25 protein-coding genes are annotated in these 23,198 nt (G+C 65.2%); 14 read left to right on the plus strand and 11 right to left on the minus strand.

The window, feature by feature from the left end; translation table 11 throughout:
- The first annotated feature begins 143 nt into the window (after window positions 1-143).
- The 9 genes from AB4118_RS02185 (at window position 144) to AB4118_RS02225 (ending at window position 8,088) form a co-directional block, all read left to right on the plus strand.
- The gene (locus AB4118_RS02185; protein WP_441488179.1) at window positions 144-1,028 is read left to right on the plus strand and encodes a beta-keto acid cleavage family enzyme; all 885 of its coding nucleotides are present in this window, start codon (window positions 144-146) and stop codon (window positions 1,026-1,028) included.
- 172 nt (window positions 1,029-1,200) lie between these two features.
- Window positions 1,201-1,680 (plus strand): SRPBCC family protein, encoded by a 480-nt coding sequence (locus AB4118_RS02190; protein WP_441488180.1) that lies wholly within the window; start codon window positions 1,201-1,203, stop codon window positions 1,678-1,680.
- A gap of 117 nt (window positions 1,681-1,797) precedes the next feature.
- On the plus strand, window positions 1,798-3,165 hold the full coding sequence (locus AB4118_RS02195; protein ID WP_441488181.1) for an ABC1 kinase family protein: 1,368 nt from the start codon (window positions 1,798-1,800) through the stop codon (window positions 3,163-3,165).
- A 168-nt stretch (window positions 3,166-3,333) separates the two neighbouring features.
- Entirely contained in the window at window positions 3,334-3,621 is a 288-nt protein-coding gene (locus AB4118_RS02200) for an aa3-type cytochrome c oxidase subunit IV (protein WP_069879375.1), read from the plus strand.
- Between the two features lie 22 nt (window positions 3,622-3,643).
- Window positions 3,644-4,783 (plus strand): Re/Si-specific NAD(P)(+) transhydrogenase subunit alpha, encoded by a 1,140-nt coding sequence (locus tag AB4118_RS02205; protein WP_441488182.1) that lies wholly within the window; start codon window positions 3,644-3,646, stop codon window positions 4,781-4,783.
- A 26-nt stretch (window positions 4,784-4,809) separates the two neighbouring features.
- Window positions 4,810-5,241 (plus strand): NAD(P) transhydrogenase subunit alpha part 2, encoded by a 432-nt coding sequence (locus AB4118_RS02210; RefSeq protein WP_069879377.1) that lies wholly within the window; start codon window positions 4,810-4,812, stop codon window positions 5,239-5,241.
- Window positions 5,242-5,247: 6 nt separating this feature from the next.
- On the plus strand, window positions 5,248-6,651 hold the full coding sequence (locus tag AB4118_RS02215) for an NAD(P)(+) transhydrogenase (Re/Si-specific) subunit beta (protein WP_441488183.1): 1,404 nt from the start codon (window positions 5,248-5,250) through the stop codon (window positions 6,649-6,651).
- Window positions 6,652-6,721: 70 nt separating this feature from the next.
- Window positions 6,722-7,201 (plus strand): GNAT family N-acetyltransferase, encoded by a 480-nt coding sequence (locus AB4118_RS02220; RefSeq protein WP_441488184.1) that lies wholly within the window; start codon window positions 6,722-6,724, stop codon window positions 7,199-7,201.
- Between the two features lie 41 nt (window positions 7,202-7,242).
- Complete coding sequence (locus AB4118_RS02225) at window positions 7,243-8,088, plus strand: alpha/beta hydrolase (RefSeq protein ID WP_441488185.1); 846 nt, start codon at window positions 7,243-7,245, stop codon at window positions 8,086-8,088.
- Window positions 8,089-8,109: 21 nt separating this feature from the next.
- Here the strand turns inward: AB4118_RS02225 and AB4118_RS02230 are convergent, their stop codons facing one another.
- From AB4118_RS02230 to AB4118_RS02250, 5 genes are all read right to left on the minus strand, one after another.
- Window positions 8,110-8,955 (minus strand): tetratricopeptide repeat protein, encoded by an 846-nt coding sequence (locus tag AB4118_RS02230; RefSeq protein WP_244523454.1) that lies wholly within the window; start codon window positions 8,953-8,955, stop codon window positions 8,110-8,112.
- A 235-nt stretch (window positions 8,956-9,190) separates the two neighbouring features.
- Window positions 9,191-9,424: a 30S ribosomal protein S21 gene (gene rpsU, locus AB4118_RS02235; protein ID WP_038359685.1), complete on the minus strand. Its 234-nt coding sequence runs from the start codon at window positions 9,422-9,424 to the stop codon at window positions 9,191-9,193.
- 209 nt (window positions 9,425-9,633) lie between these two features.
- Window positions 9,634-10,734 carry a 5-(carboxyamino)imidazole ribonucleotide synthase gene (locus AB4118_RS02240; protein ID WP_441488186.1) on the minus strand — a complete coding sequence of 367 codons (1,101 nt, stop codon included), beginning with the start codon at window positions 10,732-10,734 and terminating at the stop codon, window positions 9,634-9,636.
- A complete protein-coding gene (purE, locus tag AB4118_RS02245; RefSeq protein WP_441488187.1) occupies window positions 10,731-11,228 on the minus strand; it encodes a 5-(carboxyamino)imidazole ribonucleotide mutase in 498 nt (165 codons plus the stop codon). The genes AB4118_RS02240 and purE overlap by 4 nt, the downstream gene beginning before the upstream one ends.
- Before the next feature lie 110 nt (window positions 11,229-11,338).
- Window positions 11,339-11,557 carry a YdcH family protein gene (locus tag AB4118_RS02250; protein ID WP_043238474.1) on the minus strand — a complete coding sequence of 73 codons (219 nt, stop codon included), beginning with the start codon at window positions 11,555-11,557 and terminating at the stop codon, window positions 11,339-11,341.
- Between the two features lie 228 nt (window positions 11,558-11,785).
- Between AB4118_RS02250 and AB4118_RS02255 the strand changes: the two genes are divergently transcribed.
- Complete coding sequence (locus tag AB4118_RS02255; RefSeq protein WP_043238472.1) at window positions 11,786-11,974, plus strand: DUF465 domain-containing protein; 189 nt, start codon at window positions 11,786-11,788, stop codon at window positions 11,972-11,974.
- 116 nt (window positions 11,975-12,090) lie between these two features.
- On the opposite strand, the gene AB4118_RS02260 is transcribed toward AB4118_RS02255, so the two are convergent.
- Both AB4118_RS02260 and AB4118_RS02265 read right to left on the minus strand, forming a co-directional pair.
- Entirely contained in the window at window positions 12,091-13,719 is a 1,629-nt protein-coding gene (locus AB4118_RS02260) for an acyl-CoA synthetase (protein WP_441488188.1), read from the minus strand.
- Window positions 13,720-13,828: 109 nt separating this feature from the next.
- The gene (locus tag AB4118_RS02265) at window positions 13,829-14,593 is read right to left on the minus strand and encodes a sulfite exporter TauE/SafE family protein (RefSeq protein ID WP_441488189.1); all 765 of its coding nucleotides are present in this window, start codon (window positions 14,591-14,593) and stop codon (window positions 13,829-13,831) included.
- A gap of 166 nt (window positions 14,594-14,759) precedes the next feature.
- On the opposite strand from AB4118_RS02265, the gene AB4118_RS02270 reads away from it, so the two are divergent.
- A complete protein-coding gene (locus AB4118_RS02270; protein ID WP_441488190.1) occupies window positions 14,760-16,676 on the plus strand; it encodes a propionyl-CoA synthetase in 1,917 nt (638 codons plus the stop codon).
- Between the two features lie 42 nt (window positions 16,677-16,718).
- On the opposite strand, the gene AB4118_RS02275 is transcribed toward AB4118_RS02270, so the two are convergent.
- The 3 genes from AB4118_RS02275 to AB4118_RS02285 all read right to left on the minus strand — a co-directional run bounded on the left by AB4118_RS02275 (window position 16,719) and on the right by AB4118_RS02285 (window position 19,629).
- A complete protein-coding gene (locus AB4118_RS02275; protein WP_441488191.1) occupies window positions 16,719-17,603 on the minus strand; it encodes an MBL fold metallo-hydrolase in 885 nt (294 codons plus the stop codon).
- A 43-nt stretch (window positions 17,604-17,646) separates the two neighbouring features.
- The gene (locus AB4118_RS02280) at window positions 17,647-18,372 is read right to left on the minus strand and encodes a DUF1013 domain-containing protein (RefSeq protein ID WP_441488192.1); all 726 of its coding nucleotides are present in this window, start codon (window positions 18,370-18,372) and stop codon (window positions 17,647-17,649) included.
- Window positions 18,373-18,627: 255 nt separating this feature from the next.
- On the minus strand, window positions 18,628-19,629 hold the full coding sequence (locus AB4118_RS02285) for an NAD(P)H-quinone oxidoreductase (protein ID WP_441488193.1): 1,002 nt from the start codon (window positions 19,627-19,629) through the stop codon (window positions 18,628-18,630).
- Between the two features lie 120 nt (window positions 19,630-19,749).
- On the opposite strand from AB4118_RS02285, the gene AB4118_RS02290 reads away from it, so the two are divergent.
- Both AB4118_RS02290 and rcdA read left to right on the plus strand, forming a co-directional pair.
- Entirely contained in the window at window positions 19,750-19,950 is a 201-nt protein-coding gene (locus AB4118_RS02290) for a DUF1192 domain-containing protein (protein WP_069879389.1), read from the plus strand.
- Window positions 19,951-20,368: 418 nt separating this feature from the next.
- Window positions 20,369-20,899, plus strand: coding sequence for a protease adaptor protein RcdA (gene rcdA / locus AB4118_RS02295; RefSeq protein WP_113513280.1), 531 nt, complete (start codon window positions 20,369-20,371; stop codon window positions 20,897-20,899).
- A gap of 119 nt (window positions 20,900-21,018) precedes the next feature.
- Here the strand turns inward: rcdA and rpmE are convergent, their stop codons facing one another.
- Window positions 21,019-21,252: a 50S ribosomal protein L31 gene (gene rpmE / locus AB4118_RS02300; RefSeq protein WP_043238453.1), complete on the minus strand. Its 234-nt coding sequence runs from the start codon at window positions 21,250-21,252 to the stop codon at window positions 21,019-21,021.
- Window positions 21,253-21,397: 145 nt separating this feature from the next.
- On the opposite strand from rpmE, the gene AB4118_RS02305 reads away from it, so the two are divergent.
- Complete coding sequence (locus tag AB4118_RS02305; RefSeq protein WP_441488194.1) at window positions 21,398-23,176, plus strand: ABC transporter transmembrane domain-containing protein; 1,779 nt, start codon at window positions 21,398-21,400, stop codon at window positions 23,174-23,176.
- Window positions 23,177-23,198 lie beyond the last annotated feature (22 nt).

Below are 23,198 nucleotides of genomic sequence, written 5' to 3' on the forward strand. Positions count from 1 at the left end.
GGCGCGGGTTGCTGGCAAGGCCGAAGCAGAGCTCATTTGCTCACCGTGGTGTTGCACTGTTGGCGACACTCGGTTCTCACTTGCATCGACATCGAGGGGGACGCTCGCTCGGTTCCCGACACCTGGCCTGAGGACGAAACGCCGTGAGCACACCGATCTGGATCGAAGCCGCGATCAACGGCCCCTGGGGCAGGGAGCGTCAGCCCGGCATTCCGATCAGCATCCCCGAGATTGTTGCCGACGGCATTGCGGCGGTCGAGGCCGGGGCGGCCATTGTCCATCTTCATGTCTACGACCTCGTGACCGGCCGCCAGCGCGACGACTGGGAACTCTATGCGCAGGCGATCGAGGGCATCCGCACCAAGGTCGATGCCATCGTCTATCCGACCATCCCGATCGTCGGCTCCGGCTATGCCGGCGATATCGTCGGTTCCGGCCGTTACTGGCATCTGGAGGAGCTGGCGAAGCGCGGCCTGGTCGAGTGGGGCGTGCTCGATCCCGGGTCCTGCAACTGGACGACCTTTGCCGGCATCCCACAAGGCGAGGCAGGCTTCATCTACCAGAACCCCGGCGAGCATATTCGCGAGGGCATGGAGGTGGCGCAGCGCCATAAGGTCCATCCGAGCTATGCCATTTACGAGCCAGGCTTCACACGCCTGGGAGCTGCGCTGGCCAAGGCCTATCCCGGCATGCCGATGCCGATCTACCGGCTGATGTTCTCGGACGCCTTTGCCTGGGGCTTCCCGCCGAAGTCCTATGCGCTCGAGGCCCATCTTGCGCTGCTTGCCGAGGTTGCGCCGCAGGCGCCCGTGATGATCGCGGGGCTGGGCGTGGAACTTGGCAACCTGATCCCGCACGCGGTTGCCCGCGGTGTGCATGTTCGTGCCGGACTGGAAGACGCGCCCTTCGGCGAGACACGGAACAATGCCGCGCTGATCGCGGAAGCTGTCAAACGGGTCGAAGCCGCCGGTGGACGGGTTGTCGGTGCGGCGGATGTCAGGGCCGACCTCGCGGCGCGGGTTGGATAGAAACCAGCGAATCTGGACGGGAGGTGACTGGTGGTCAATCCAGGTTCAAGTGGTGCTGGCCACCTGCACGGAACGGAGTTTGCAAACGTCGCATTGAGGAAGCTGGGCTCCTCTGGACGGCATCGATGCCGCAGTTGAAGAGCAACGTGTACTGCCCGAAAGGAGGGACGCCATGACCAATCCTGGCGCCAGGACGAGAACGGACTCCGCTTCGAGGATCGTCCAAGCGTCTCCACAAGCCATCTACCGCGCCTTCGTTGACCCCAAGGCGTTGGCGTCCTGGCTCCCGCCACGCGGCATGACGGGCGAGATTCTCGCATTCGAACCGCGGGTCAGCGGACGCTATCGCATGGTCCTGACCTATGAGGCATCGCAGCATTCAGGGGCCGGCAAGACCTCGGAGAACACCGACATCGTTCAGGGTCGTTTTCTGGAGCTGATTCCGGACGAGCGGATCGTACAGTCGGTTGAGTTCGTGTCGGAGGATCCGTCTTTCGCGGGTACGATCACGATGTCATGGAGCCTCGCTCCGGTCGGGAGCGGCACAGAGGTCACCATCCTCTGCGAGAATGTGCCCGCGGGCATCCGGCAGGAGGACCACGATGTGGGTTTGAGGTCGACGCTGGCGAACCTTGCGGCCTTCCTCGAGTGAAGGGCGCCGGGCGCGCACGGTACCGTGCTGCGCCGACGGGGCATGATGTAGCATTGGTTCTGCCGTGATCGTGCCCTACATCCTGGGCGCGACCCTGCAGCCAATCCTGTGAGCGACATGTCCGAACGCGACAGCGAAGCCAATCGTTTCTCCGCCCGCGCAGCCCGTTACGCCCGCGTCGGGGCGAATGTCGGTGGGGTCGCGGCACGCATTGCCGGGACGCGGCTGCTCGGACTGGAAGGCCGCAATCTCAGCAATGCCGAGGCGCTGGCCAAGGCGCTGGGTGGGCTGAAGGGGCCGATCATGAAGGTGGCGCAGCTCGTCGCCACCATTCCCGACGTCGTGCCGCCGGAATACGCCGCCGAGCTGCAGAAGCTGCAATCGCAGGCGCCGCCGATGGGGCCGGCCTTCGTCAAGCGCCGTATGATGGCGGAGCTCGGGCCGCAATGGCGCATGCGCTTCGCCGAGTTCGACCTGAAGCCTGCGGCGGCAGCGTCGCTCGGCCAGGTGCACCGGGCGACGACGCATGATGGCGTGCCGGTCGCCTGCAAACTGCAATATCCGGATATGGAATCGGCGGTCGAGGCCGATATCGCCCAGCTCGACATCCTGTTTGCGCTGCATCGACGCATGGATCCGGTGATCGACACCACAGAGATCGCCAAGGAGATCGGCGCGCGGGTGCGAGAGGAACTCGACTACGTCCGCGAGGCGAAACATATCGCGCTTTACCGCGCGATGCTGGCCGAGACGTCGGACGTGCGCGTGCCGGCGCCGGAAGCCGGGCTGTCGACCCGCCGGCTCTTGACCATGCACTGGCTCGAGGGTGACCGAATCCTCGACCATAAGCAGGACGGGCAGGAGTCCCGCGATCGGATCTCGACCGCGATGTTCCGTGCCTGGTGGCGCCCCTTCAGCCATCACGGCGTCATTCACGGCGACCCGCATCTCGGAAACTACACGGTGTTCTCGGAGGATGGTGCGCCACAAGGCATCAACCTGCTCGATTATGGCTGCATCCGGATCTTCCCACCCTCCTTCGTCGGCGGGGTGGTCGATCTCTATCGCGGCCTCCTGGAGAATGACCAGGCGCGCGTGATCCACGCCTATGAGACCTGGGGCTTCAAGGGGCTGACCAAGGAGTTGGTCGACACCCTCAACATCTGGGCGCGTTTCATCTACGGGCCGTTGCTGGAGGACAGGGCCCGGCGCATCGCCGAAGATGTCAGCCCGGCGGAGTATGGCCGCAAGCAGGCCTTCCAGGTGCATCAGGCGCTGAAGAAGCGCGGGCCGGTGACCGTGCCGCGTGAATTCGTCTTCATGGACCGCGCCGCGATCGGCCTCGGCGGCGTCTTCCTGCATCTCGATGCCGAGCTGAATTTCCATCGCCTGTTCGAGCAGGAAATCGAGAATTTCTCGACCGAGCATGTGGCTGACGTTCAGGCGAAGGCACTCGATCGCGCCGGATTGGCCGCTGCGCATTGACGGGATGTTCGTTCCGGCATCCCCGCTGTTACCAGGGCTTTGCAGAGCAAGCGGCTTCACTGCCTGAAATGCCCCTGAAACAGGCGGCGATGGCGTGTTGACGCGTTGCCAGACCCTTCGCTGGTGCGCTACACGGCAATGAGACCTTTTTATGCGGGAACAGTTTTTATGGCCCACCACGGACACAGCGCAGCCGATGCTCCGCAGATGGATTATCCGGAACACGAGCGGACCTATCGCGGCTTCGTCCACATGGCCGAAGTTACCACTGCAGCCTGCCTTGCCATCGTCGCGGCGCTCGCCGTGGGCGGAACCAAGCATGCCTGGGGTACTGCGGTCGTCGGAACGCTCCTGACCCTCGTCGCCACAGGCGTCGGCATTGCCGCTCCCTCGCTGTCCTGGCGTGCACCGGCGGTTCCGCTGGTTCTGATGCTGCTCGCGCTCCTCCTGATGTAACGCCGGAAAGGCCCCGCCTGCCATGCGCATTGCTGTCCCAGCCGAAACGCAAGGGACGGAAACCCGCGTCGCCGTGACGCCGGAAACCGTCCGCAAGTTCATTGGCCTCGGGGCCGATGTCGCAGTGGAGAAGGGAGCGGGGCTCGCTTCCGGTATTACCGACGCGGACTACCAGGCTGCCGGCGCGACCACCGCCAAGAACGCCAAGGAGGCGCTGAAGGGCGCCGATATCGTTCTCAAGGTGCGCCGCCCGGCCGAGAGCGAACTCGCCGGCCTGCCGGCGGGCGCGCTCGTCGTCGGCATCATGGATCCTTACGGTAACGAGGCCGCAGTCGAAGGCCTTGCGAAGGCCAATGTCGCTGCTTTCGCCATGGAATTCATGCCGCGCATCACCCGTGCGCAGGTGATGGACGTCCTGTCCTCTCAGGCCAATCTCGCCGGCTATCGGGCCGTGATCGACGGCGCCGCCGAGTATGGCCGGGCTCTCCCGATGATGATGACGGCGGCAGGCACGGTTCCCGCGGCGAAGATCTTCATCATGGGCGTCGGCGTCGCCGGCCTGCAGGCAATCGCGACTGCGCGGCGTCTGGGCGCCATCGTCACCGCGACCGACGTGCGCCCCGCCACGAAGGAACAGGTCGAGTCGCTCGGTGCGAAATTCCTCGCCGTCGAGGACGAGGAGTTCAAGCAGGCGCAGACCGCCGGCGGCTACGCCAAGGAAATGTCCGCGGAATACCAGGCAAAGCAGGCCGAGCTCACCGCCGGCCACATCGCCAAGCAGGACATCGTCATCACGACCGCGCTGATCCCGGGCCGCCCGGCGCCGAAGCTGATCACCGCCGCGATGGTCGAAAGCATGAAGGCGGGTTCGGTGATCATCGATCTCGCCGTCGAGCGCGGCGGCAATTGCGAGCTCGCCGAGCCGGGCGAGATCGTGACCACGCCGAATGGCGTCAAGATCGTGGGCCATCTGAATGTGCCCGGGCGTCTGCCTGCGACATCCTCCAGCCTCTACGCCAAGAATCTCTTCGCCTTCGTCGAAACGCTGATCGACAAGGGCGAGAAGAAGCTCGCGGTGAACTGGGACGACGAGCTGGTGAAGGCGACTGCGCTGACCCGGGACGGCGCGGTGGTTCATCCGAATTTCGCGCCGAAGGCCTGAAGCATCGCTAGGGGGAGTGTCCGACCATGGCTAATCCGACACCTGAACAAGCGCTCGAGCAGGCCCGCTCGGCGGCTGCCCTCGCGAAACAGGCTGCAGAACTGGCGGAGCGCTATGCCGAGCAGGCTGCGGCCGCCGCCGGTGCCGCTACCGGCGTGGACCCGACGGTCTATCGGCTTGCGATCTTCGTGCTCGCGGTCTTCGTCGGCTACTATGTCGTCTGGTCGGTGACGCCGGCACTGCACACGCCGCTGATGTCGGTGACCAACGCGATCTCCTCCGTCATCGTCGTCGGCGCGCTGCTCGCCGTTGGCGTGAATGCGGCGCCTGCTCTGGGCGATGGTCCGATCTGGGCCAAGATTTTTGGCTTCGTCGCGCTGGTCCTGGCGTCCGTGAACATCTTTGGCGGCTTCCTCGTCACCGAGCGCATGCTCTCGATGTACAAGAAGAAGGGCTGAGCGCACATGGCCGCTAATCTCTCCGCCCTTCTCTACGTCGTCTCCGGCGTCCTGTTCATCATGGCCCTGCGAGGCCTGTCGCATCCGACGACCTCGCGTCAGGGCAATCTCTACGGCATGGTGGGCATGGGCATCGCCATTGCCACCACCGTGATCTTCTATCCGCCTTCCGGCTTCTCCGGCTGGTTCCTGGTCGTTCTCGGCATCGCTATCGGCGGCGGCATCGGCGCCTACATGGCCCGGCGCGTGCAGATGACCCAGATGCCGCAGCTCGTCGCCTTCTTCCACTCGCTGGTTGGTCTGGCGGCAGTGCTGGTCGCGGCAGCGGCGCTCTACGCGCCGGAGGCCTTCGGCATCGGTCAGGTCGGCAAGATCAAGGGCGCAAGCCTGTTCGAGATGGCGCTGGGCTGCGCCATCGGCGCGATCACCTTCACGGGCTCGATCATCGCCTTCCTGAAACTCGACGGGCGGATGAGCGGCAAACCGATCATGCTGCCGCAGCGCCATGGCATCAATATCGGCCTTGGCATCGCGGTCATCGTGCTGCTGCTGTTCTTCCTGAAGACCGAGAGCCACGTCGCCTTCTGGCTGATCGTGCTCCTCGCCTTCGCGCTCGGCGTGCTGCTGATCGTACCGATCGGTGGCGCGGACATGCCGGTCGTGGTCTCCATGCTCAACTCCTATTCGGGCTGGGCGGCTGCGGGCATCGGTTTCACGCTCGGCAACATGGCGCTGATCATCACCGGTGCGCTGGTCGGCTCTTCCGGTGCGATCCTGTCCTACATCATGTGCAAGGGCATGAACCGGAGCTTCATCTCGGTCATCCTCGGTGGCTTCGGCGGCGAGACCGCTGGCCCTGCCGGTGGCGCCACAGAGGCTCGCCCGGTGAAGCAGGGCTCGGCCGACGATGCGGCCTTCATCATGAAGAATGCCGGCAAGGTCATCATCGTGCCGGGCTACGGCATGGCGGTGGCGCAAGCCCAGCATGCGCTGCGCGAGATGGCCGACGCGCTGAAGAAGGAAGGCGTCGAGGTCAAGTACGCCATCCACCCGGTCGCTGGCCGGATGCCCGGGCACATGAACGTGCTGCTCGCCGAAGCGAACGTGCCCTATGACGAGGTTTTCGAACTCGAGGATATCAACTCCGAGTTCGGCCAGGCGGATGTGGCCTTCGTCATCGGAGCCAATGACGTCACCAACCCTTCGGCCAAGACCGATCCGCAGTCGCCGATCTACGGCATGCCGATCCTTGATGTCGAAAAGGCCAAGACCGTGCTCTTCATCAAGCGCGGCATGGGCTCGGGATATGCCGGCGTCGAGAACGAGTTGTTCTTCATGCCCAACACGATGATGCTGTTCGGGGACGCCAAGAAGGTCACCGACGAGATCGTCAAGGCAATGGCGCACTGAGCCGCCGGACCCACGGCAAGTTGCGAGGGGCCGGCGTCTCGCTGGCCCTTTTCTTTTGGAGTTTCAAACGGTGGGCATCACGATCAGACCGATGGCGGAGGCGGACCGTCCCGCCGTGCTGGCGCTGCTCCTGGAGCTGACCGCCCATGAGGCGGGCCTGAGTCCGGCGCGCGGGACCGGGCCGGAGGTGGCCGCCGCCTGCCTGGCAGATGATCGTGAGAAGGCGGACGAGACCGGGGGTGTGCTGATGGTCGCCGAGAGCGATGGCCGCGTCGTCGGCTATCTCGCGCTGCAGCTTGCCCGGACCGGCCCGTTCGTACACGAGCACCTGCGCGATCACGTCTATATCGAGAATATCGTCGTTGGCGCCGCGGAGCGTGGGACCGGCATCGGTCAGATCCTGCTGGCGGAAGCCGAGCGCTTTGCGCGGGCGACGGGGCGCAAGGTCCTCCATCTCGGTGTGCTGGAGGGCAATGACCTCGCGCTCAGGGCTTATCGCCGCGCAGGCTTCGAGACGGCCTCCGTGGACATGATGAAGGTGCTGGACTGAGCGTGGCCGTGCCGCCGCGGTGATCGGGGACCATGATCGGCATGAAGCTCATTCGCCTTCTCGCGCTCGCTGGGCTTGTCCTCTATCTGACCTTTCTGGCGCTGCTCTATGTCGAGCAGCGCGAGCTTTTGTATCCGCGCGACCCGACACGTGCAGACATCGCTGCGGCCAATCTGCCAGGTGTCGAGGAGACGACGCTAACTGCTGCCGATGGCGAGCGGCTGATCGCCTGGGTGGTGCCGCCGCGCGAGGGCAAGCCGGTGCTGCTGTTCTTCCACGGCAATGCCGGCAATTTCGCGAGATCCGCCCGCCAGGCGCGCTTCCGTGGCCTGACCGAGGACGGGACCGGGCTCTTCGCCGTGAATTATCGCGGCTATGGCGGGTCGAGCGGCGCGCCGTCGGAAGAGGGGCTGCTGCTCGATGCGCGTGCGGCCTATGACGCTGCCGTCTCACGCTTCGGCGCCGATCGGCTGGTTGGCTATGGCGAATCCCTGGGCACCGGTGTTGTGCTCAAGCTTGCAGCGGAGCGCCCGCTCAAGGCCGTGATACTCGAGGCGCCCTATCTGTCGGCAGCTGCAGTGGCGCAACTCGCCTATCCCTTCGCACCAATCGGCTGGCTGATGAAGGATCAGTTCCGGTCGGACGCCGTCATCGGCCGCGTCACCGCGCCACTGCTGGTGTTGCACGGTGGCCGCGATGCCGTCATTCCCTTCGCGCAGGGGCAGGCACTCTACGACATGGCGAACATGCCCAAGCGCTTCGTCCGCTTTTCCAGCGGTGGCCACCAGGACCTGCCGGCGCATGGTTCGCTGCCAGAGATCCGGGGCTTCCTGGCCAATCTGACGAACGGCGCCGTTGCCGGCCAAGAAAGCCGCGCCGTCGAGTAGCGCGGCGGCCTGGCGTTATGGTCAGCGGAAGAGGCTGCCTCCGCCGAGGCGCGCCTGGCCGGCGCGGGCGGTTGCATTGTTGCTGTCCAGGCTCAGGGCGCGCTGATAGTTCTCGGCCGCTTCAGTCTTCTTGCCGAGCTTTTCGCTGGCGAGTCCGCGACCGGCCCAGGCTTCGGCGTTGCGGTTGTCGACATTGAGCGAAGCCGTGAAGTCCTCGATCGCCTGCTCGAACTTTCCGACCGCGATCAGGCTCTGGCCGCGGGCCGTATAGGGCGGGGCGTTATAGGGATTGCGATCGATGACCGAGTCGAAATCGGTGATCGCATGCTGGTGCTGGCCTTCCTTCTGATAGACCAGACCACGGGCATGGAAGGCTTCGGCCGATTCTGGATTCAGGCGGATCGCGGTGTTGAGGTCGGACAGCGCCTGCTGACTGTTGCCCTGCTGGCGCAGCAGGTTGGCACGCCCGATATAGGCCGGGGCATAGTTCGGGTTGGCTGTGGTGGCGCGGTTGAAGTCTGCCATCGCCGCGTCATTGCGGCCGCTCTGGCGCAGCGCCAATGCGCGATTGGTATAGGCCGAGGCGAGGTTCGGGTCGATCTGCACCGCCTTGGTGAAATCGGAGATCGCGTCGGAGTAGCGGCCGGCACGGGCATAGGCCGCGCCGCGGGTGTTATAGGCCTGCGGATCGTTGGGGTTGCGGTTGATGACCTCGCTGAGCGAGCCGATATTCACGCTCGCATTGGCGGATGATTCCGCATCGACTTCAGCAATTGCGCTCTGTGAGCCCAGATTGGAAACGGTGTCGCATCCTGCCAGCGCGACGGCGATGCCGGCTGCAGCCAGCCAGCTCTTGCCTCGAAACATGCTCTGCCTCATCGGTCCCGGTTCTGTGCCTCGACTGCCATGCTCGACCCCGTTGGTCGTCATGACCTGATTGCGCTCCCCAGCCGACAGCGCCCCTTCACGCGAGAACGCCTGCATCCTGCCAAGCTTTGGTTAACGCCGCCGAAAAAGCAACAACGCCCGGAGAGGCTCCAGGCGCTGTTTCGACATGATGCATCCGTGCGAAGCGGCCAAAGCGGCCGCCCTCAGCCGGAGATCAGGGGCGCTTGGGCTTCACCGGCGCGGGCAGAAGGCCCTCGCGCTGCAGCTTCTTGCGGACCAGCTTGCGGGCGCGGCGGACGGCTTCCGCCTTCTCGCGCGCCTTCTTCTCGGAAGGCTTCTCGTAATGACCGCGGAGCTTCATCTCCCGGAAAATGCCTTCGCGCTGCATCTTTTTCTTGAGGGCGCGAAGAGCCTGATCGACATTGTTGTCGCGAACGAGAACCTGCACGTGATTGTCCGTCTTTAGCGGGTTGGTCAAGATTTCGGGTCCGGCGAAGTTTCTCAACTCGCAGGAAGGGTTGTGCGGATAACAGAATTCAATTCGGCTGTCCACGCCGGAAGAGCCGGAGAACGTGGAGAAATCGCGGGCGGAGACGAGCCGCGGGATTCGTCCGGACAAGCCGGCAGGAATGAGTGCCGACTCCGTAAGGAAGCACGTTATGTGCGGGCCGGCTTCAGCCGCGTGACATGGCCCATCTTGCGGCCGGGGCGGGCATCCCGCTTGCCGTAGAGATGCAGATGCGCGCCCGGCTCTGCCAGGATTTCCCGCCAACGAAGTGCGGCGTCGCCGACAAGGTTTTCCATCTCGACAGTGCCGCGACGGGTGGCCGATCCAAGCGGCAGGCCGCAGACGGCGCGGACATGCTGGTGGAATTGCGAGGTCTCGGCGCCTTCGCTGGTCCAGTGTCCGGAATTGTGCACCCGCGGCGCGATCTCGTTGATGATGACGGTCTCGCTCGCGCCCTCGCCAACCACGAACATCTCGACGGCGAAGACACCGATATAGCCGAGCGCTTCTCCGATCTTGCGCGCCGCCTCGATGGCGCTGGCGGAGGTCCCGGCCGCAACCTGCGCCGGCACATGCGTGAAGGCGAGGATGTGGTCGCGATGCTCGTTCTCGCAAAGATCGAATGCAGCGAAGTCGCCGGCAGTGTTGCGGGCTGCGACGACGGAAACCTCCCGGCTGAAGCTGACGAAGCCTTCGAGGATGGCAGGAAAATGCCCGATGGCCTCATAGGCTTCGGCCAGATCGGTATCAGCCGCGATCTTCACCTGCCCCTTGCCGTCATAGCCGAAGCGGCGCGTCTTCAGGACGCTGGGGCGGCCGAGTTCGGCGACCGCGCGTTCGAGATCGGCCAGCGAATCGACGGCGCGGAACGGCGCAACCGCCAGCCCGAGATCGGCGACGAAGCTCTTCTCGCTCAGCCGGTCCTGCGTCAGGGCCAGGGCGCGCGCGCCGGGATGAAGCGGCGTGCGCGCGGCGAGGAAGGCCGCTGTCGCATGCGGCACATTCTCGAACTCATAGGTGACGAGGTCGACCGCATCGGCAAATCCGGCCAACGCAGCCTCGTCTTCATAGGCGCCGATCGTATGACGGGCGGCGACGTCGAAGGCCGGGCTATCAGCCTCGGGCGCGAAAATATGGGCGCGAATGCCGAGATCGGCGGCGGCGAGCGCAATCATGCGGGCAAGCTGCCCACCGCCGAGGATGCCGAGCATGGCGCCGGGGCCAAGCCCGCGCGGATCGGGCGTGCTCATGCGTCGTCCCTGGGGAATTCGGCGACCGCCCTGCTTTGGCGGCTGCGATAGGCTTCCAGCCGCTCGGCCAGGGGCTCATCGCCCAAGGCGAGCACGGCGGCGGCGAGGAGGCCGGCATTGACCGCCCCGGCCCGGCCGATGGCGAGCGTGCCGACCGGGATGCCCGCCGGCATCTGCACGATCGAGAGCAGGCTGTCCTGGCCGGAAAGGGCCTTGGATTCGACCGGCACTCCGAAGACCGGAAGCGGCGTCAGCGAAGCCGTCATGCCCGGCAGATGCGCGGCCCCGCCGGCGCCCGCGATGATGACCTTGAAGCCCTTCGCCTTGGCTTCCTTCGCGAAGGAGAACATGCGTTCCGGGGTCCGGTGCGCGGACATGATGCGAGCCTCGTGGGCCACGCCGAGCATGTCGAGGACTTCGGCCGCATGACGCATCGTCGCCCAGTCGGACTGGCTGCCCATGATGATGGCGACAGGAGGGCTGGTATCGGCCATGTGCACTCGCTTCCCATGCGAGGGGAGGAAGCGCGCGACTTAAACTGCGGGCAGCCCGGCAGGCAAGCACCGATTCGTCGAAATCATTGTTCTGTGTGCTGTTTTCCGCATCAGGCGATGATGTCGGGCGTCAGCGCGTCTTCGATCTGCGTGATGCGGTCCTTGAGGTAGAGCTTCCGCTTCTTCAGGCGCTGCACCTGGATCTGATTGATCGCGCCCATGCGCTCCAACGCGTCGATGGCGCTGTCGAGGTCGCGATGCTCTTCGCGCAGACGAGCCAGCTCGGCCGTAAAGGCCTCGATCTCCTCAGGGCTCAGCTCGAATCCCATGAAGCCGTCTCATCATTGCCGCGATCCGAGCCGACTATGCTCAGGCGCGGGCGGCCCGGCAAGAGCGCAGTGTCGCTTCGCGCAGGGATAGCGCGTGCCATTCGCGCCCTGCGGGAAGGAGAGACCCAGGATCACGGAAACTCATGGTGCAGTGCACTGCTGCCCCAGAGACTTGAAGCCGGCTCTGTGTCAGACTCCCCCCGTCAATCGCTCATCAGGAGAATCCAGATGTCGCTGCAGACCCACCTCGCCGAGCTCGAGCGCAAGCATCGTCAGCTTGAGGAAGCCATCGCCCAAGCCGCGGCGCGCCCCTCTTCCGATACGCTGAGTGTGTCCGAGTTGAAGCGGAAGAAGCTGCTGCTGAAGGAAGAGATCGAGCGCGTCAGAATGACGATGCCGCAGCCGACGCTGCATTGAACGGGATAACGGGGCAGCCATCGCCCGTCGAATAGGATGGTTTTGATCGAGCCGGTCCCAGGAGGGGCCGGCTTTCTCGTAGAATGGACATGCAGGCCTGGAAGCCGCGCCTGGCGCTACAGGGCCCTTGCCATCTCGCGCAGCTTGAATTTCTGGATCTTGCCGGTCGAGGTCTTGGGGATCTCGGTGAAGACCACCGTCTTGGGGCATTTGAATGAGGCCAGAAGCCCGCGGCAGAAGGCGATGATCTCCGCCTCGGTCGCATTCTTCCCCGGCATGAGTTCGACGAAGGCGCAGGGCGTCTCACCCCATTTCTCATCCGGTTTGGCGACCACTGCAGCCGATTGCACTGAGGGATGCTTGTAGAGTGCGTCCTCGACCTCGATCGAGGAGATGTTCTCGCCGCCGGAGATGATGATGTCCTTGGAGCGGTCCTTGAGCTGGATATAGCCGTCGGCATAACGCACGCCCAGGTCGCCGGAATGGAACCAGCCACCGGCAAAGGCAGCTTCGGTCGCCTTCGGATTCTTGAGGTAGCCCTTCATCACGACATTGCCGCGGAACATCACCTCGCCGAGTGTCTGACCATCGCGGGGAACCGGCTGCATGGTTTCCGGGTCGAGTACATCGAGGGCTTCCAGGGCGGGGTAGCGCACGCCCTGGCGTGCTTTCAGCACGGCCTGGTCCGCAGCTTCCAAGGCGTCCCAGTCGCGCTGCCACTCATTCACGACTGAGGGACCATAGGTCTCGGTCAGGCCGTAGAGATGCGTCACCTCGAACCCAGCCTGCTTCATCGCGGCAAGCACGGCTTCTGGCGGCGGGGCGGCGGCGGTGAGGAAGGAGACCTTCTGCGAGAAGGGGCGGCGTTCCTCCGCCGGGGCGTTGAGCAGCGTCGACATCACGATGGGAGCGCCGCAGAGATGGGTGACGCCATGATCCGCCAGCGCCGCGTACAGCGCTTTGGCGCGGACCTGCCGCAGGCAGACATGGGTGCCAGCGAGGATCGAGATCGACCAGGGGAAGCACCAGCCATTGCAGTGGAACATCGGCAGCGTCCAGAGATAGACGGGATGACGACCCATGCCGCAGGTCACAATATTCGAGGTCGCGAGCAGATTGGCGCCGCGGTGATGATAAACCACCCCCTTGGGGTCGCCGGTGGTGCCCGATGTGTAGTTCAGCGAGATCGCGTCCCATTCGTCGCCGGGTAACGTCCAGGCGAAATCCTGGTCGCCGGTCACGAGAAAGTCCTCGTATTCGACGCTGCCAAGCCGCTCGCCGCTGCCGTCATAGATCGGGTCGTCATAGTCGATGACCAGCGGCTTGACCTTGCAGAGTTCCAGTGCCGCCTGGACTGTGCTCGAGAATTCGCGGTCCGCGATCAGCACCTTGGCTTCGCCATGGTCGAGCGAGAACGCGATGATGGCGGCGTCGAGCCGCGTGTTCAACGTGTTGAGCACACCGCCGGTCATTGGCACGCCGTAGTGACATTCGAGCATGGCGGGCGTGTTCGGCAGCATGGCTGCGACGGTATCGCCCCTGCGGATGCCGTGCTTCGCCAGCGCGGATGCAAGCCTGCGCGAGCGTGCGTAGAATTCGGCATAGGTCCGGCGCAACGGGCCGTGGATGATCGCAACATGGTCGGGAAAGACGGCGGCGGCACGCTCGAGGAAGGTCAGCGGCGTCAGCGGCTGGAAGTTGGCCGGGTTGCGGTCGAGGTCGATGTCATAGGGCGAGGTCTTCATCGGGGCGCCTTCTTCCGTCGCGTCGCCTTCGGATCTAGCCGGTCCCGCGCTCTCCCGTAATCCATCCCTTTTTCCGATGCGGCGCAATCGACGCAGCTGGACTCGTGGGTCAGGGATGGAGGCGCAACGCCAGGAACCCGTCGATGATCAGCTTGCTGCCGACAGCAATCAGCAGCCAGTAGATGATGGTGTAGAAGCGTTCCGCCGGCACGCGGCGCACCAGCCAGACACCGGCAACGGTCGCGAGGATCGCGACCGGAAACAGTGCCGCCGACGCGGCGAGGTTCTCGCGGGTGAACTGGCCGAGCGCGATATAGGGGCCGACTTTCATGAGATTGAGCAGCGCGAAGAAGATCGCGCCGGTGCCAACGAAGGTCGGCGGCGAGAGCCGCTGCGGCATGACGTAGATCTGAAAGGGAGGGCCGCCGGCATGGGCGATCATGCTGGTGAAACCGCAAACCGCGCCCCAGAAGCTGCCGGGCCCGAACGCGGGCTTCGTGACCGGCGACTGCGCCTTGCGGTCGGCGAAGAGCCGACGGCCTGCGAAGGCAACCGAGATGATGCCGACCGAAAGGCCAACCGCGGCATCGGAAACCCGCGATGCCAAGACATAACCCGCAAGCACGCCGAGAAGAGCACCCGGCAGCATCGTCGCGAGGTTGCGTTTGTCGAACTCACGGCGATAGGCCCAGACGCTCACCATGTCCTGGACGATCAGGATGGGCAGCATGATCGCGGCCGCCTGGACCGGCGGGAGCACGAGCGCCATCAGCGGCAGCGAGAGCAGCCCCAGGCCCGAGAAGCCACCCTTGGCGAGCCCGACCAGGATGACGGCAGGCACCATCGCGGCGAGATAGGCTGGGTCGAAGCTCATGGCTGTCCGGGGGGGCGAGGGCGGGAGCGGTCGTGCGCGGATGCGTAGCTAAAGTCTGACGGCGGCGTGCTTGCGCAGGCGGGGGAGAGTGAGCACGATCCCGCGCAAAATCGCCCGACCCGCTTGCCGGGTCTAGGCCAGAACCAGGCGAAGAGGAACGCGTCCGATGAATGCCACGCATGCAAGCCACTATCGCGAAACCTATGCGCGCTGGCAGGCGGATCCGATCGGCTTCTGGCGCGAGGCGGCAGGCGAGATCGAATGGATCAAGCCGCCGCAGGCGATCTTCGATGCCGAAGCCGGTGTCTATGGACGCTGGTTCCCGGATGCGAGCTGCAATACCTGCTTCAATGCGCTCGACCGGCATGTGCGTGACGGGCGGGGCGAGCAGACGGCGCTGATCTATGACAGCCCCGTCACCGGAACCAAGGCGAGCTACAGCTATCGTGATCTGCTCGGCGAGGTCGCGACGCTTGCGGCTGTCCTGCAGGATCTGGGCGTCGGCAAGGGCGACCGCGTCATCATCTACATGCCGATGATCCCGGAGGCAGCCTTTGCCATGCTGGCCTGCGCCCGGATCGGGGCGGTGCATTCGGTGGTGTTCGGCGGCTTCGCCGCCAAGGAGCTGGCGACGCGCATCGATGACGCCAGGCCAAAGGTCATCCTGACCGCGACATGCGGCATCGAGCCGACACGCATCGTCGAATACAAGCCGCTGCTCGACGGCGCGATCGCGCTCGCCGCCCACAAGCCGGAAACCTGCATCGTGCTGCAGCGTCCCCAGGCGGACGCCTCCATGCATGTCACGCGCGACCGGAACTGGCGGGCGCTGGTCGCCTCGGCCAAGGCCGCGGGACGCAAGGCCGATTGCGTCGAGGTCGCCGCCACGGACCCGCTCTATGTGCTCTACACCTCGGGCACGACGGGTCGGCCCAAGGGAGTGGTCCGTGACAATGGCGGCCATATGGTCGCGCTGAAATGGACTATGGAGAACCTCTACGGCGTGAAGCCGGGCGAGGTCTTCTTTACCGCGTCCGATGTCGGATGGGTCGTCGGCCATAGCTATATCGTTTATGGCCCGCTGCTGCATGGCGCGACCTCGGTGCTCTATGAGGGCAAGCCGGTCGGCACGCCTGATCCCGGCGCGTTCTGGCGCGTCATTTCCGAACACAAGGCGGTGGCGATGTTCACCGCACCGACGGCGTTTCGCGCGATCCGCAAGGAGGATCCGCAGGCAACCCATCTCGCACGCTACGACCTGTCGCAGTTCCGCACGCTCTTCCTCGCCGGAGAACGGGCCGATCCCGATACGTTGAAATGGGCCGAGGACGTGCTGAAGGTTCCGGTCATCGACCATTGGTGGCAGACCGAGAGCGGCTCCTGCATGGTCGGCAACCCGGTCGGGCTGGAGCTCCTGCCGGTGAAGCATGGATCGCCGACCGTGCCGCTGCCGGGCTATGACGTGCAGTGCCTCGACGAGACCGGAAAACCCGTATCGGCCGGCACGATGGGGGCGATCGTGGTCAAGCTGCCGCTGCCGCCCGGCGCCTTGCCGACGCTGTGGCAGGACGACGAGCGGTTCCGCCAATCCTATCTCACTTCCTTCCCGGGCTATTACAACACCTCGGATGCCGGCTTCATCGACGAGGACGGCTACGTCTTCATCATGGGCCGCACCGACGATATCATCAACGTCGCCGGCCATCGGCTCTCGACCGGTGGCATGGAGGAGGTGCTTGCCTCGCATCCGGCGGTGGCGGAATGCGCCGTGGTTGGTATCAGGGATGCTCTGAAGGGCGAGCAGCCCTGCGGGTTCGTCGTGCTGAAATCGGGCGTGACGCAAAGCCCGGCCGAGGTCGAGAAGGAGCTGGTTGCGCTGGTGCGCGACAAGATCGGCCCGGTTGCTGCCTTCAAGCTCGCGGTGACTGTGGCACGCCTGCCGAAGACACGCTCCGGCAAGATCCTGCGCGCGACGATGAAGAAGATCGCCGATGGCGAGGAATATGCCGTACCGGCGACGATCGACGATCCTGTCGTGCTCGACGAGATCGGCGAGGTCCTCAAGGCGAGAGGCGTTGGCTAGTCCGAGGGCGAGACAGGATTGCCTGGCTCGCGATGATGCGGCTCAGATCCCGATCGTCGCGCCATTCCAGTGCAGCAGTCGTTCGCCGACATCGAGCGCCATCAGATCCTCGCCAACAATCAGCGGGCCGGCATAACCTGCCGTCCTGATCTCGCGGGCAAGCCGGGAGGTGTCGGCGCCAGGCGGTACCAGATGCGTCAGCGCGAGCATGCCTGCGCCGGCCTGCGTCGCCAGTTTGGCCACCACGGCGGGTGTCATGTGATAGGCCTGTACGGCCGCTACGGTCTCGGCCGAGCGAATACCGGCGACGACAGGCATCTCACTGTCGATGAAGACCTCGCAGACCAGCAGATCGCAATTCTGCGCGGCGCGTTCGAGCGACGGTGTCAGGCGCGTGTCGCCCGAGAAGACAAGGCTGCTGCCTGCCAGCGAAATCGCGAGTCCGAAAGCGGGCTCGACAGGCCGGTGATCAACCAGGAAGGCGTCGATCGCGAGTTCGCCCAGCCCGGAGACGATGCCTTCGCGCAGCTCCTCGAACTGCACATCGAGCCCCGTGGCGTCGGGCCGCTTCTCGAAGGCAATGCGCAAGGCGCGTTCGCGGGCAAAGCCCTCGTATTGCGCGCGCATATTGGCAAGTGCGGGGGCAGGGGCCAGCACACGCCAGGGGCGGGCGCGGCCCTGATGCCAGGATGAGACCACAAGTTGGTAGAAATCGACCAGATGGTCGGAATGCTCATGTGTAACGATGAGCAGGTCGATATCGGTGCCGCGATGGCCGGCGGCGACCAGGCGCTGGCTCACGCCTGAACCGCAATCGATCAGGACCTTGCGTCCGGCCCCCTCGACGAGATGGGACGGGCCGGCCCGGCGCAGGCTGACCGGCGGCGCGCCCGTGCCGAGAAAGGTGAAGGCAAGATCGGATGCCAAGGCCATTCTCCGCGACAGGCAGGCCGCTCGGTCGTCAGCGACCTCAGATCTCGTCGTCCTCGTCGGCCGGACGCTTGAGCTGCTTCAGCTTGGCGAAGACGGAATCGACGTCGATCGCCGCTTCCTCCTCGCGCTTCGGCTTGCTCATATCGGCGAAAGGCTGGCTCGCATGGACCGGCTCCCGCGCGGTGGTCTCCTCGGCCGGGAGCAAGGTCGAGCCTGCCTCCGCAAGGGCGGCCGGGCGATCCTTGGCCGCACGACCGACCTCGAAGTCGAGATCGATCTGCGAGCTGAGCCCGAGGCTGACCGGGTCGACCGGCGTCAGGGTCTGCGCGTTCCAGTGGGTGCGGTCGCGGATCTGGGCGATGGTCGATTTCGTCGTGCCGATCAGGCGGATGATCTGCGCGTCCTTGAGCTCGGGATGGTTGCGCAGCAGCCAGAGGATCGCGTTCGGGCGGTCCTGGCGCTTGGAAACCGGGGTGTAGCGCGGCCCCTTGGCGCGCTTGATCTCCGGCACCTTCACCTTGCGCTCGGCAAGCCGGAGATGGTGGTTCGGGTTCTTGGCGGCGCGCTCGAGCTCCTCACGGGTGAGCTGACCAGAGGTGATCGGGTCGAGGCCCTTGATGCCGGCGGCGACTTCGCCATCGGCGATGCCGCGAACTTCGAGCGGGTGGAGTTTGCAGAACTCGGCGATCTGCTCGAAGGTCAGCGACGTGTTTTCCACGAGCCAGACCGCAGTGGCTTTCGGCATCAGCGGGGGTTGTGACACGGCATCGTCTCCTGGATCTCGAAGGCCGGCGGCTTACGCCGGATCAGGGTCGCGGACAAAAGCTCTCATGCGCCGACCGGCCTCCTCGGCCGGCCATCCAAATCATCAGCGATGAGCAGGATGCGGGCGTTATATGCAAAGCCATGAAGGCTGTCCAAGAAAAAGCGCGGAAGGCGCCGGTGGCTCAGACAGCCCTATGATCGGTTCGATGACAGCGCCGGCCGGCAAGGCGAGCACTGATATCGCGGCTGCGGGTCACATCGTCAGGACGATCTTGCCGATATGGGCGTTGCTCTCCATCAGGCGATGCCCGGCCGCGGCCTCTGCCAAGGGGAAGGTCGCATGGATCATGGGTTTGCAGCGGCCCTGGGCCAGCAGGGGCCAGACCTTGGCCTCCAGCTCGGCGGCGATGGCTGCCTTCTCGGCGATGGTGCGCGGGCGCAGTGTCGAGCCGGTATGGGTCAGGCGCTTCATCATCAGCCGACGGAAATCGACCTCCGCCTTGGGGCCGTTCAGAAAGGCGATCTGGACGATCCGGCCGCTCTCGGCCGCTGCCTCGTAATTGCGGGAAATGTAGTCGCCGCCGACCATATCCAGGATCAGGTCGATGCCGTGCCCGCCGGTGGCCTCCTTCGCGGCGCTGACGAAATCCTGCTCCCGGTAGTTGATCGCGACATCGGCACCGAGTTCGCGGCAGGCCGCGCATTTCTCATCCGAGCCCGCGGTTGCGATGACCGTCGCGCCAAAGGCCTTTGCGAGCTGGATCGCCGTGGTGCCGATGCCCGAGCTGCCGCCATGGACCATGAAGCTCTCGCCGCTCTTCAACCGGCCACGCTGGAAGACGTTGGTCCAGACGGTGAAATAGGTCTCGGGAATCGCGGCCGCCTCGATCAGCGACAGCCCGGCGGGGACTGGCAGGGCATTGCTCTCGTGGACGCTTGCATATTGGGCATAGCCGCCGCCGGCGACGAGCCCGCAGACCCGGTCTCCCAACGCGAAGCGGCCGACGCCATCGCCGACCGCCACGACCCTGCCCGCGATCTCGAGGCCGGGGATATCCGAGGCGCCGGGCGGGGGAGCGTAGCCGCCGAGCCGCTGCAGGACATCGGGCCGGTTGATGCCGGCGGCCGCAACTTCGACGAGAACCTCGCCTGCGGCCGGTTTCGGCACGGGCCGTGTTTCAGGACGCAACACGTCAGGGCCGCCGGGGGCCGCAAAGCCGATGGCGGTCATCGTCTCGGGAAGGGTTGGCATCACGTCTGGTTGTCCCTCTTTGGTCATGAGGCGTCCGCATCTGACGCCTGCTTCGCAGAGATAGTGGCCTTGCGGCGGCGAGCCGGCTAGTCTCCGCCGTCGCGTTTCGAAAATGAGGCAGCCATGTCGATATTTTCAGAGGATGACCGCCCCGCGCCGCAACCCATTCACCAGATCGGGCAGGATCTTGCGATGCTGTCGCTCGCGGAGATCGATCAACGCATCGAGGCGCTCAAGACCGAGATCGCGCGCCTGATGGAGATCAGGGCCAAGAAGGATGCCTCGCGCTCGGCTGCGGATGCCTTTTTCCGCAAGATAGGCTGAGGCAGGGGCTCGCGGCACGAATAGCTCAGGCTTCGTCGTGCCAGGTTTGCAGAAGCGCGCATCGACCGGGCCGACTGGCGCGGGAGGAGGGCAATAGTCGCCCGATCCTGCCGTTTCCTTGCGCAAATATGCTGGCGCGGCGGCGTTCTTAACCGCTCCTTAACGATTCCAAAGTATGAATCCGATCATCCAGTTTCTCTGGATGTCGAGTGGCTCCTGCCCACTCTGTTTGACGCCTCCCTGTTGACCTTCGAGCCGCCTTCGGGGCGGCTCTTTTTTGGCCTTCATGGCGTGTTAAGGTTAACAACATCTTACCAGAGTCTCGACAATGCAACGGCGCTATTCTTGCCGTTGTGACGGTATCAATCCGTGGCGCGTCCCAGACGCACACGCCTTTGTGCCGATTGGAGACGTCGCGATGACCGATATGACGCTGCTGAAGTCCGGGCCGGATGAAGGCGCACTTTCCTTTGCAAGGGGCTTCGTCAAATCGGACGGCTTCATGCTGCTGTTTCGCGAGGGCATGGCGCTGGTCGAGCTGACGGCGAGCTATCTCGATGGCGACGGCCGCGCCGAGTCGGCGGCACTCCCGCGCGATGTTGCGCTGACCTATGCGACCGAAAGCATGCGCCTGACGACGCGGCTGATGCAGATCGCCTCCTGGCTCCTGGTGCAGCGCGCCGTGGCCGAAGGGGAGATGACCGCAGAGCAGGCTCGGCTGGAGAAGAACAAGGTCAAGATCGCCGAGCCGATGCTGTCGCCGGTGCAGGAAGAGGCGATGCGCCTGCCGCAGAGGCTGCGCGATCTGATTGCCCACTCCATCCGTCTGCAGGACCGCATCCGCCACCTCGAAGGGCTGATGTCCGGTTCAGACGTGTTCGAGGTCACTCCGAACCCCGTCCAGAGCCAGATCCGCAGCCTGCAATCGCGGCTCGCCCTGCTCAACTGAGCCCGATGCGAGGGGCTCGCGACCGCGACCAATCGCCGCCCGACACGCAAAAAGCCCGGCCGTTAGGCCGGGCTTTTGTGTTTGCCGGCTGCGTCGATCGGGGACGATCGACGGCCGAATTACTTCTTGCCGAGCGCGCTGAGGGCGCCGAAGCGCGAATTGAAGCGCGAGACGCGGCCGCCGCGGTCCATCAGTTGCTGGGTGCCGCCGGTCCAGGCCGGGTGGGTCTTCGGGTCGATGTCGAGATTGAGGGTGTCCCCCTCCTTGCCGAGCGTCGAACGCGTGAAGTATTCGGTGCCATCGGTCATGACGACCTTGATGGTGTGGTAGTCGGGATGGATGCCGGTCTTCATGGCGAAATCCTCAATCGTAAGCGGGCACGGTCGATAACCAGGCTAGCTGGCCGGCCCGTCGAACAATTCGTATGAGCCTGTCGTGAAGTCGCCAGCGCAATAGCGCAGGCGAAGCGACAGCGCAAGCATGACAGGACAGTGAAGCGTGGCCGAAGATAACGAAGACCAGAAAAAGACGCGCCCCGATTTCCATTCTCTCTCCTCCTTCTGGCCCTATGCGCTGGCGCAGAAGGGGCGGATCGCGCTGGCCATCCTCGCACTGATCGTCGCCTCGGGCGCGACTCTGGTGCTGYCGCTCGCGGTCCGTCGCGTCATCGATGTCGGGTTCTCCGGCGGCGATCAGGCGCTCGCCCACAATTATTTCATGCTGCTGATCGGGGTCGTCGCCGTGCTGGCACTGGCGAGCTCGGCGCGATTCTATCTGGTGATGACGATCGGCGAGCGCATCGTTTCCAGCCTGCGCGCCGATGTCTTCACCCATCTGACCCGGCTCGAGCCCGCATTCTTCGATTCGAGCCGCGCGGGCGACCTCGTCTCGCGCCTTACGGCGGATACGACGCAGATCAAATCGGCCTTCGGTTCGGCTGCCTCGATCGCATTGCGCAACGGCATCATGTTTCTCGGTGCCCTGGCGCTCATGGTCGTGACCAGCCCCCAGCTTTCGGCCATCGTCATCGCCGCGATCCCGCTGATCGTGCTGCCGCTGGTCTTCTCCGGACGCTCGGTCCGGCGCCGGGCGCGGGCGGCGCAGGATCGTCTGGCCGATGCCTCGGCCTTCGCCTCGGAGGCGGTCGGTGCGATCCGCACCATGCAATCCTTCGGGGCCGAGCGGCAGACGGCCCGGGCCTTCGAGAGTGCCTCGAACGATGCCTATGCGGCCTCGCGCTCCGCGACGCGCTCGCGTGCCATCCTTTCAGGCGTCGCGATCTTCCTGGTCAGCGCGAGCGTGGTCTGCGTGCTCTGGGTCGGCGCCATGGATGTCTTTGCCGGCCGGATGACTGGCGGCAGGCTCTCGCAATTCGTGCTCTACGCGGTGCTGGCTGCGAGTTCGCTCGGACAGCTCTCGGAGGTTTATGGCGAGATCTCGGCCGCCACCGGCGCCGCCGGGCGCCTCGGCGAAATCCTCGCGACCAAACCGGCGATCACCGCTCCTGTGCATCCAAAACCGATGCCCGAGCCATCGCTCGGTGAACTCGCCTTCGAACGCGTCTCCTTCTCCTATCCTGGGCGGACGGTCCTGGCGCTGCACGAGATGTCCTTCAGCGTCCGCCCGGGCGAGCGCATTGCCCTGGTCGGCCCATCCGGTGCCGGCAAGAGCACGGTGCTGCAGCTTGCGCTACGCTTCTTTGATCCGGCCGATGGCCGCATCATGGTCGATGGCATCGCCGGGACCGACGCCGATCCGGAAGCCTGGCGGCAACGCTTCGCCCTCGTGCCGCAGGAGCCGACCGTGTTCGGCGTCTCGGTGCGGGACAATATCGCCTATGGCCGCCCCGGTGCGAGCCGCGAGGAGGTCGAGGAAGCCGCCCGCCTTGCTGCAGCCGACGGCTTCATCCGTGCTCTGCCGCAGGGTTACGACACTGTCGTCGGCGAGCGTGGCGTCACGCTCTCGGGCGGCCAGCGCCAGCGTCTGGCGATCGCCCGGGCGGTGCTGAAAGATGCGCCGATCCTGCTGTTGGACGAGGCCACCTCCGCGCTCGATTCGGAAAGCGAACGCGCGGTCCAGGATGCGCTCGACCGGCTGATGCAGGGCCGCACTACGCTGGTGGTCGCCCATAGGCTCGCCACCATCCTTTCTGCCGATCGCATCCTGGTCCTGGACGAGGGCCGGGTGGTGGAGGAAGGCACCCACGCGGAGCTCAAGGCGAGAGGCGGGCTCTATGCCAGGCTGGCTGCCCTGCAATTCGGGCTGGAGGCGGCGTAGCCGAGCGCCCCGGGCGCAATCT

It is taken from the genome of Allobosea sp. 2RAB26, assembly GCF_052115465.1.
GTDB lineage: Bacteria > Pseudomonadota > Alphaproteobacteria > Rhizobiales > Beijerinckiaceae > Allobosea.

What these genes read in the sequence shown, in the direction of transcription:
- AB4118_RS02190 (WP_441488180.1), top strand. Translation starts at nt 1,201, where the DNA reads ATGACCAATCCTGGCGCCAGGACGAGAACGGACTCCGCTTCGAGGATC.
- AB4118_RS02195 (WP_441488181.1), top strand. Translation starts at nt 1,798, where the DNA reads ATGTCCGAACGCGACAGCGAAGCCAATCGTTTCTCCGCCCGCGCAGCC.
- AB4118_RS02200 (WP_069879375.1), top strand. Translation starts at nt 3,334, where the DNA reads ATGGCCCACCACGGACACAGCGCAGCCGATGCTCCGCAGATGGATTAT.
- AB4118_RS02205 (WP_441488182.1), top strand. Translation starts at nt 3,644, where the DNA reads ATGCGCATTGCTGTCCCAGCCGAAACGCAAGGGACGGAAACCCGCGTC.
- AB4118_RS02210 (WP_069879377.1), top strand. Translation starts at nt 4,810, where the DNA reads ATGGCTAATCCGACACCTGAACAAGCGCTCGAGCAGGCCCGCTCGGCG.
- AB4118_RS02215 (WP_441488183.1), top strand. Translation starts at nt 5,248, where the DNA reads ATGGCCGCTAATCTCTCCGCCCTTCTCTACGTCGTCTCCGGCGTCCTG.
- AB4118_RS02225 (WP_441488185.1), top strand. Translation starts at nt 7,243, where the DNA reads ATGAAGCTCATTCGCCTTCTCGCGCTCGCTGGGCTTGTCCTCTATCTG.
- AB4118_RS02230 (WP_244523454.1), bottom strand. Translation starts at nt 8,955, where the DNA reads ATGTTTCGAGGCAAGAGCTGGCTGGCTGCAGCCGGCATCGCCGTCGCG.
- AB4118_RS02240 (WP_441488186.1), bottom strand. Translation starts at nt 10,734, where the DNA reads ATGAGCACGCCCGATCCGCGCGGGCTTGGCCCCGGCGCCATGCTCGGC.
- purE (WP_441488187.1), bottom strand. Translation starts at nt 11,228, where the DNA reads ATGGCCGATACCAGCCCTCCTGTCGCCATCATCATGGGCAGCCAGTCC.
- AB4118_RS02250 (WP_043238474.1), bottom strand. Translation starts at nt 11,557, where the DNA reads ATGGGATTCGAGCTGAGCCCTGAGGAGATCGAGGCCTTTACGGCCGAG.
- AB4118_RS02255 (WP_043238472.1), top strand. Translation starts at nt 11,786, where the DNA reads ATGTCGCTGCAGACCCACCTCGCCGAGCTCGAGCGCAAGCATCGTCAG.
- AB4118_RS02260 (WP_441488188.1), bottom strand. Translation starts at nt 13,719, where the DNA reads ATGAAGACCTCGCCCTATGACATCGACCTCGACCGCAACCCGGCCAAC.
- AB4118_RS02265 (WP_441488189.1), bottom strand. Translation starts at nt 14,593, where the DNA reads ATGAGCTTCGACCCAGCCTATCTCGCCGCGATGGTGCCTGCCGTCATC.
- AB4118_RS02270 (WP_441488190.1), top strand. Translation starts at nt 14,760, where the DNA reads ATGAATGCCACGCATGCAAGCCACTATCGCGAAACCTATGCGCGCTGG.
- AB4118_RS02290 (WP_069879389.1), top strand. Translation starts at nt 19,750, where the DNA reads ATGTCGATATTTTCAGAGGATGACCGCCCCGCGCCGCAACCCATTCAC.
- rcdA (WP_113513280.1), top strand. Translation starts at nt 20,369, where the DNA reads ATGACCGATATGACGCTGCTGAAGTCCGGGCCGGATGAAGGCGCACTT.
- rpmE (WP_043238453.1), bottom strand. Translation starts at nt 21,252, where the DNA reads ATGAAGACCGGCATCCATCCCGACTACCACACCATCAAGGTCGTCATG.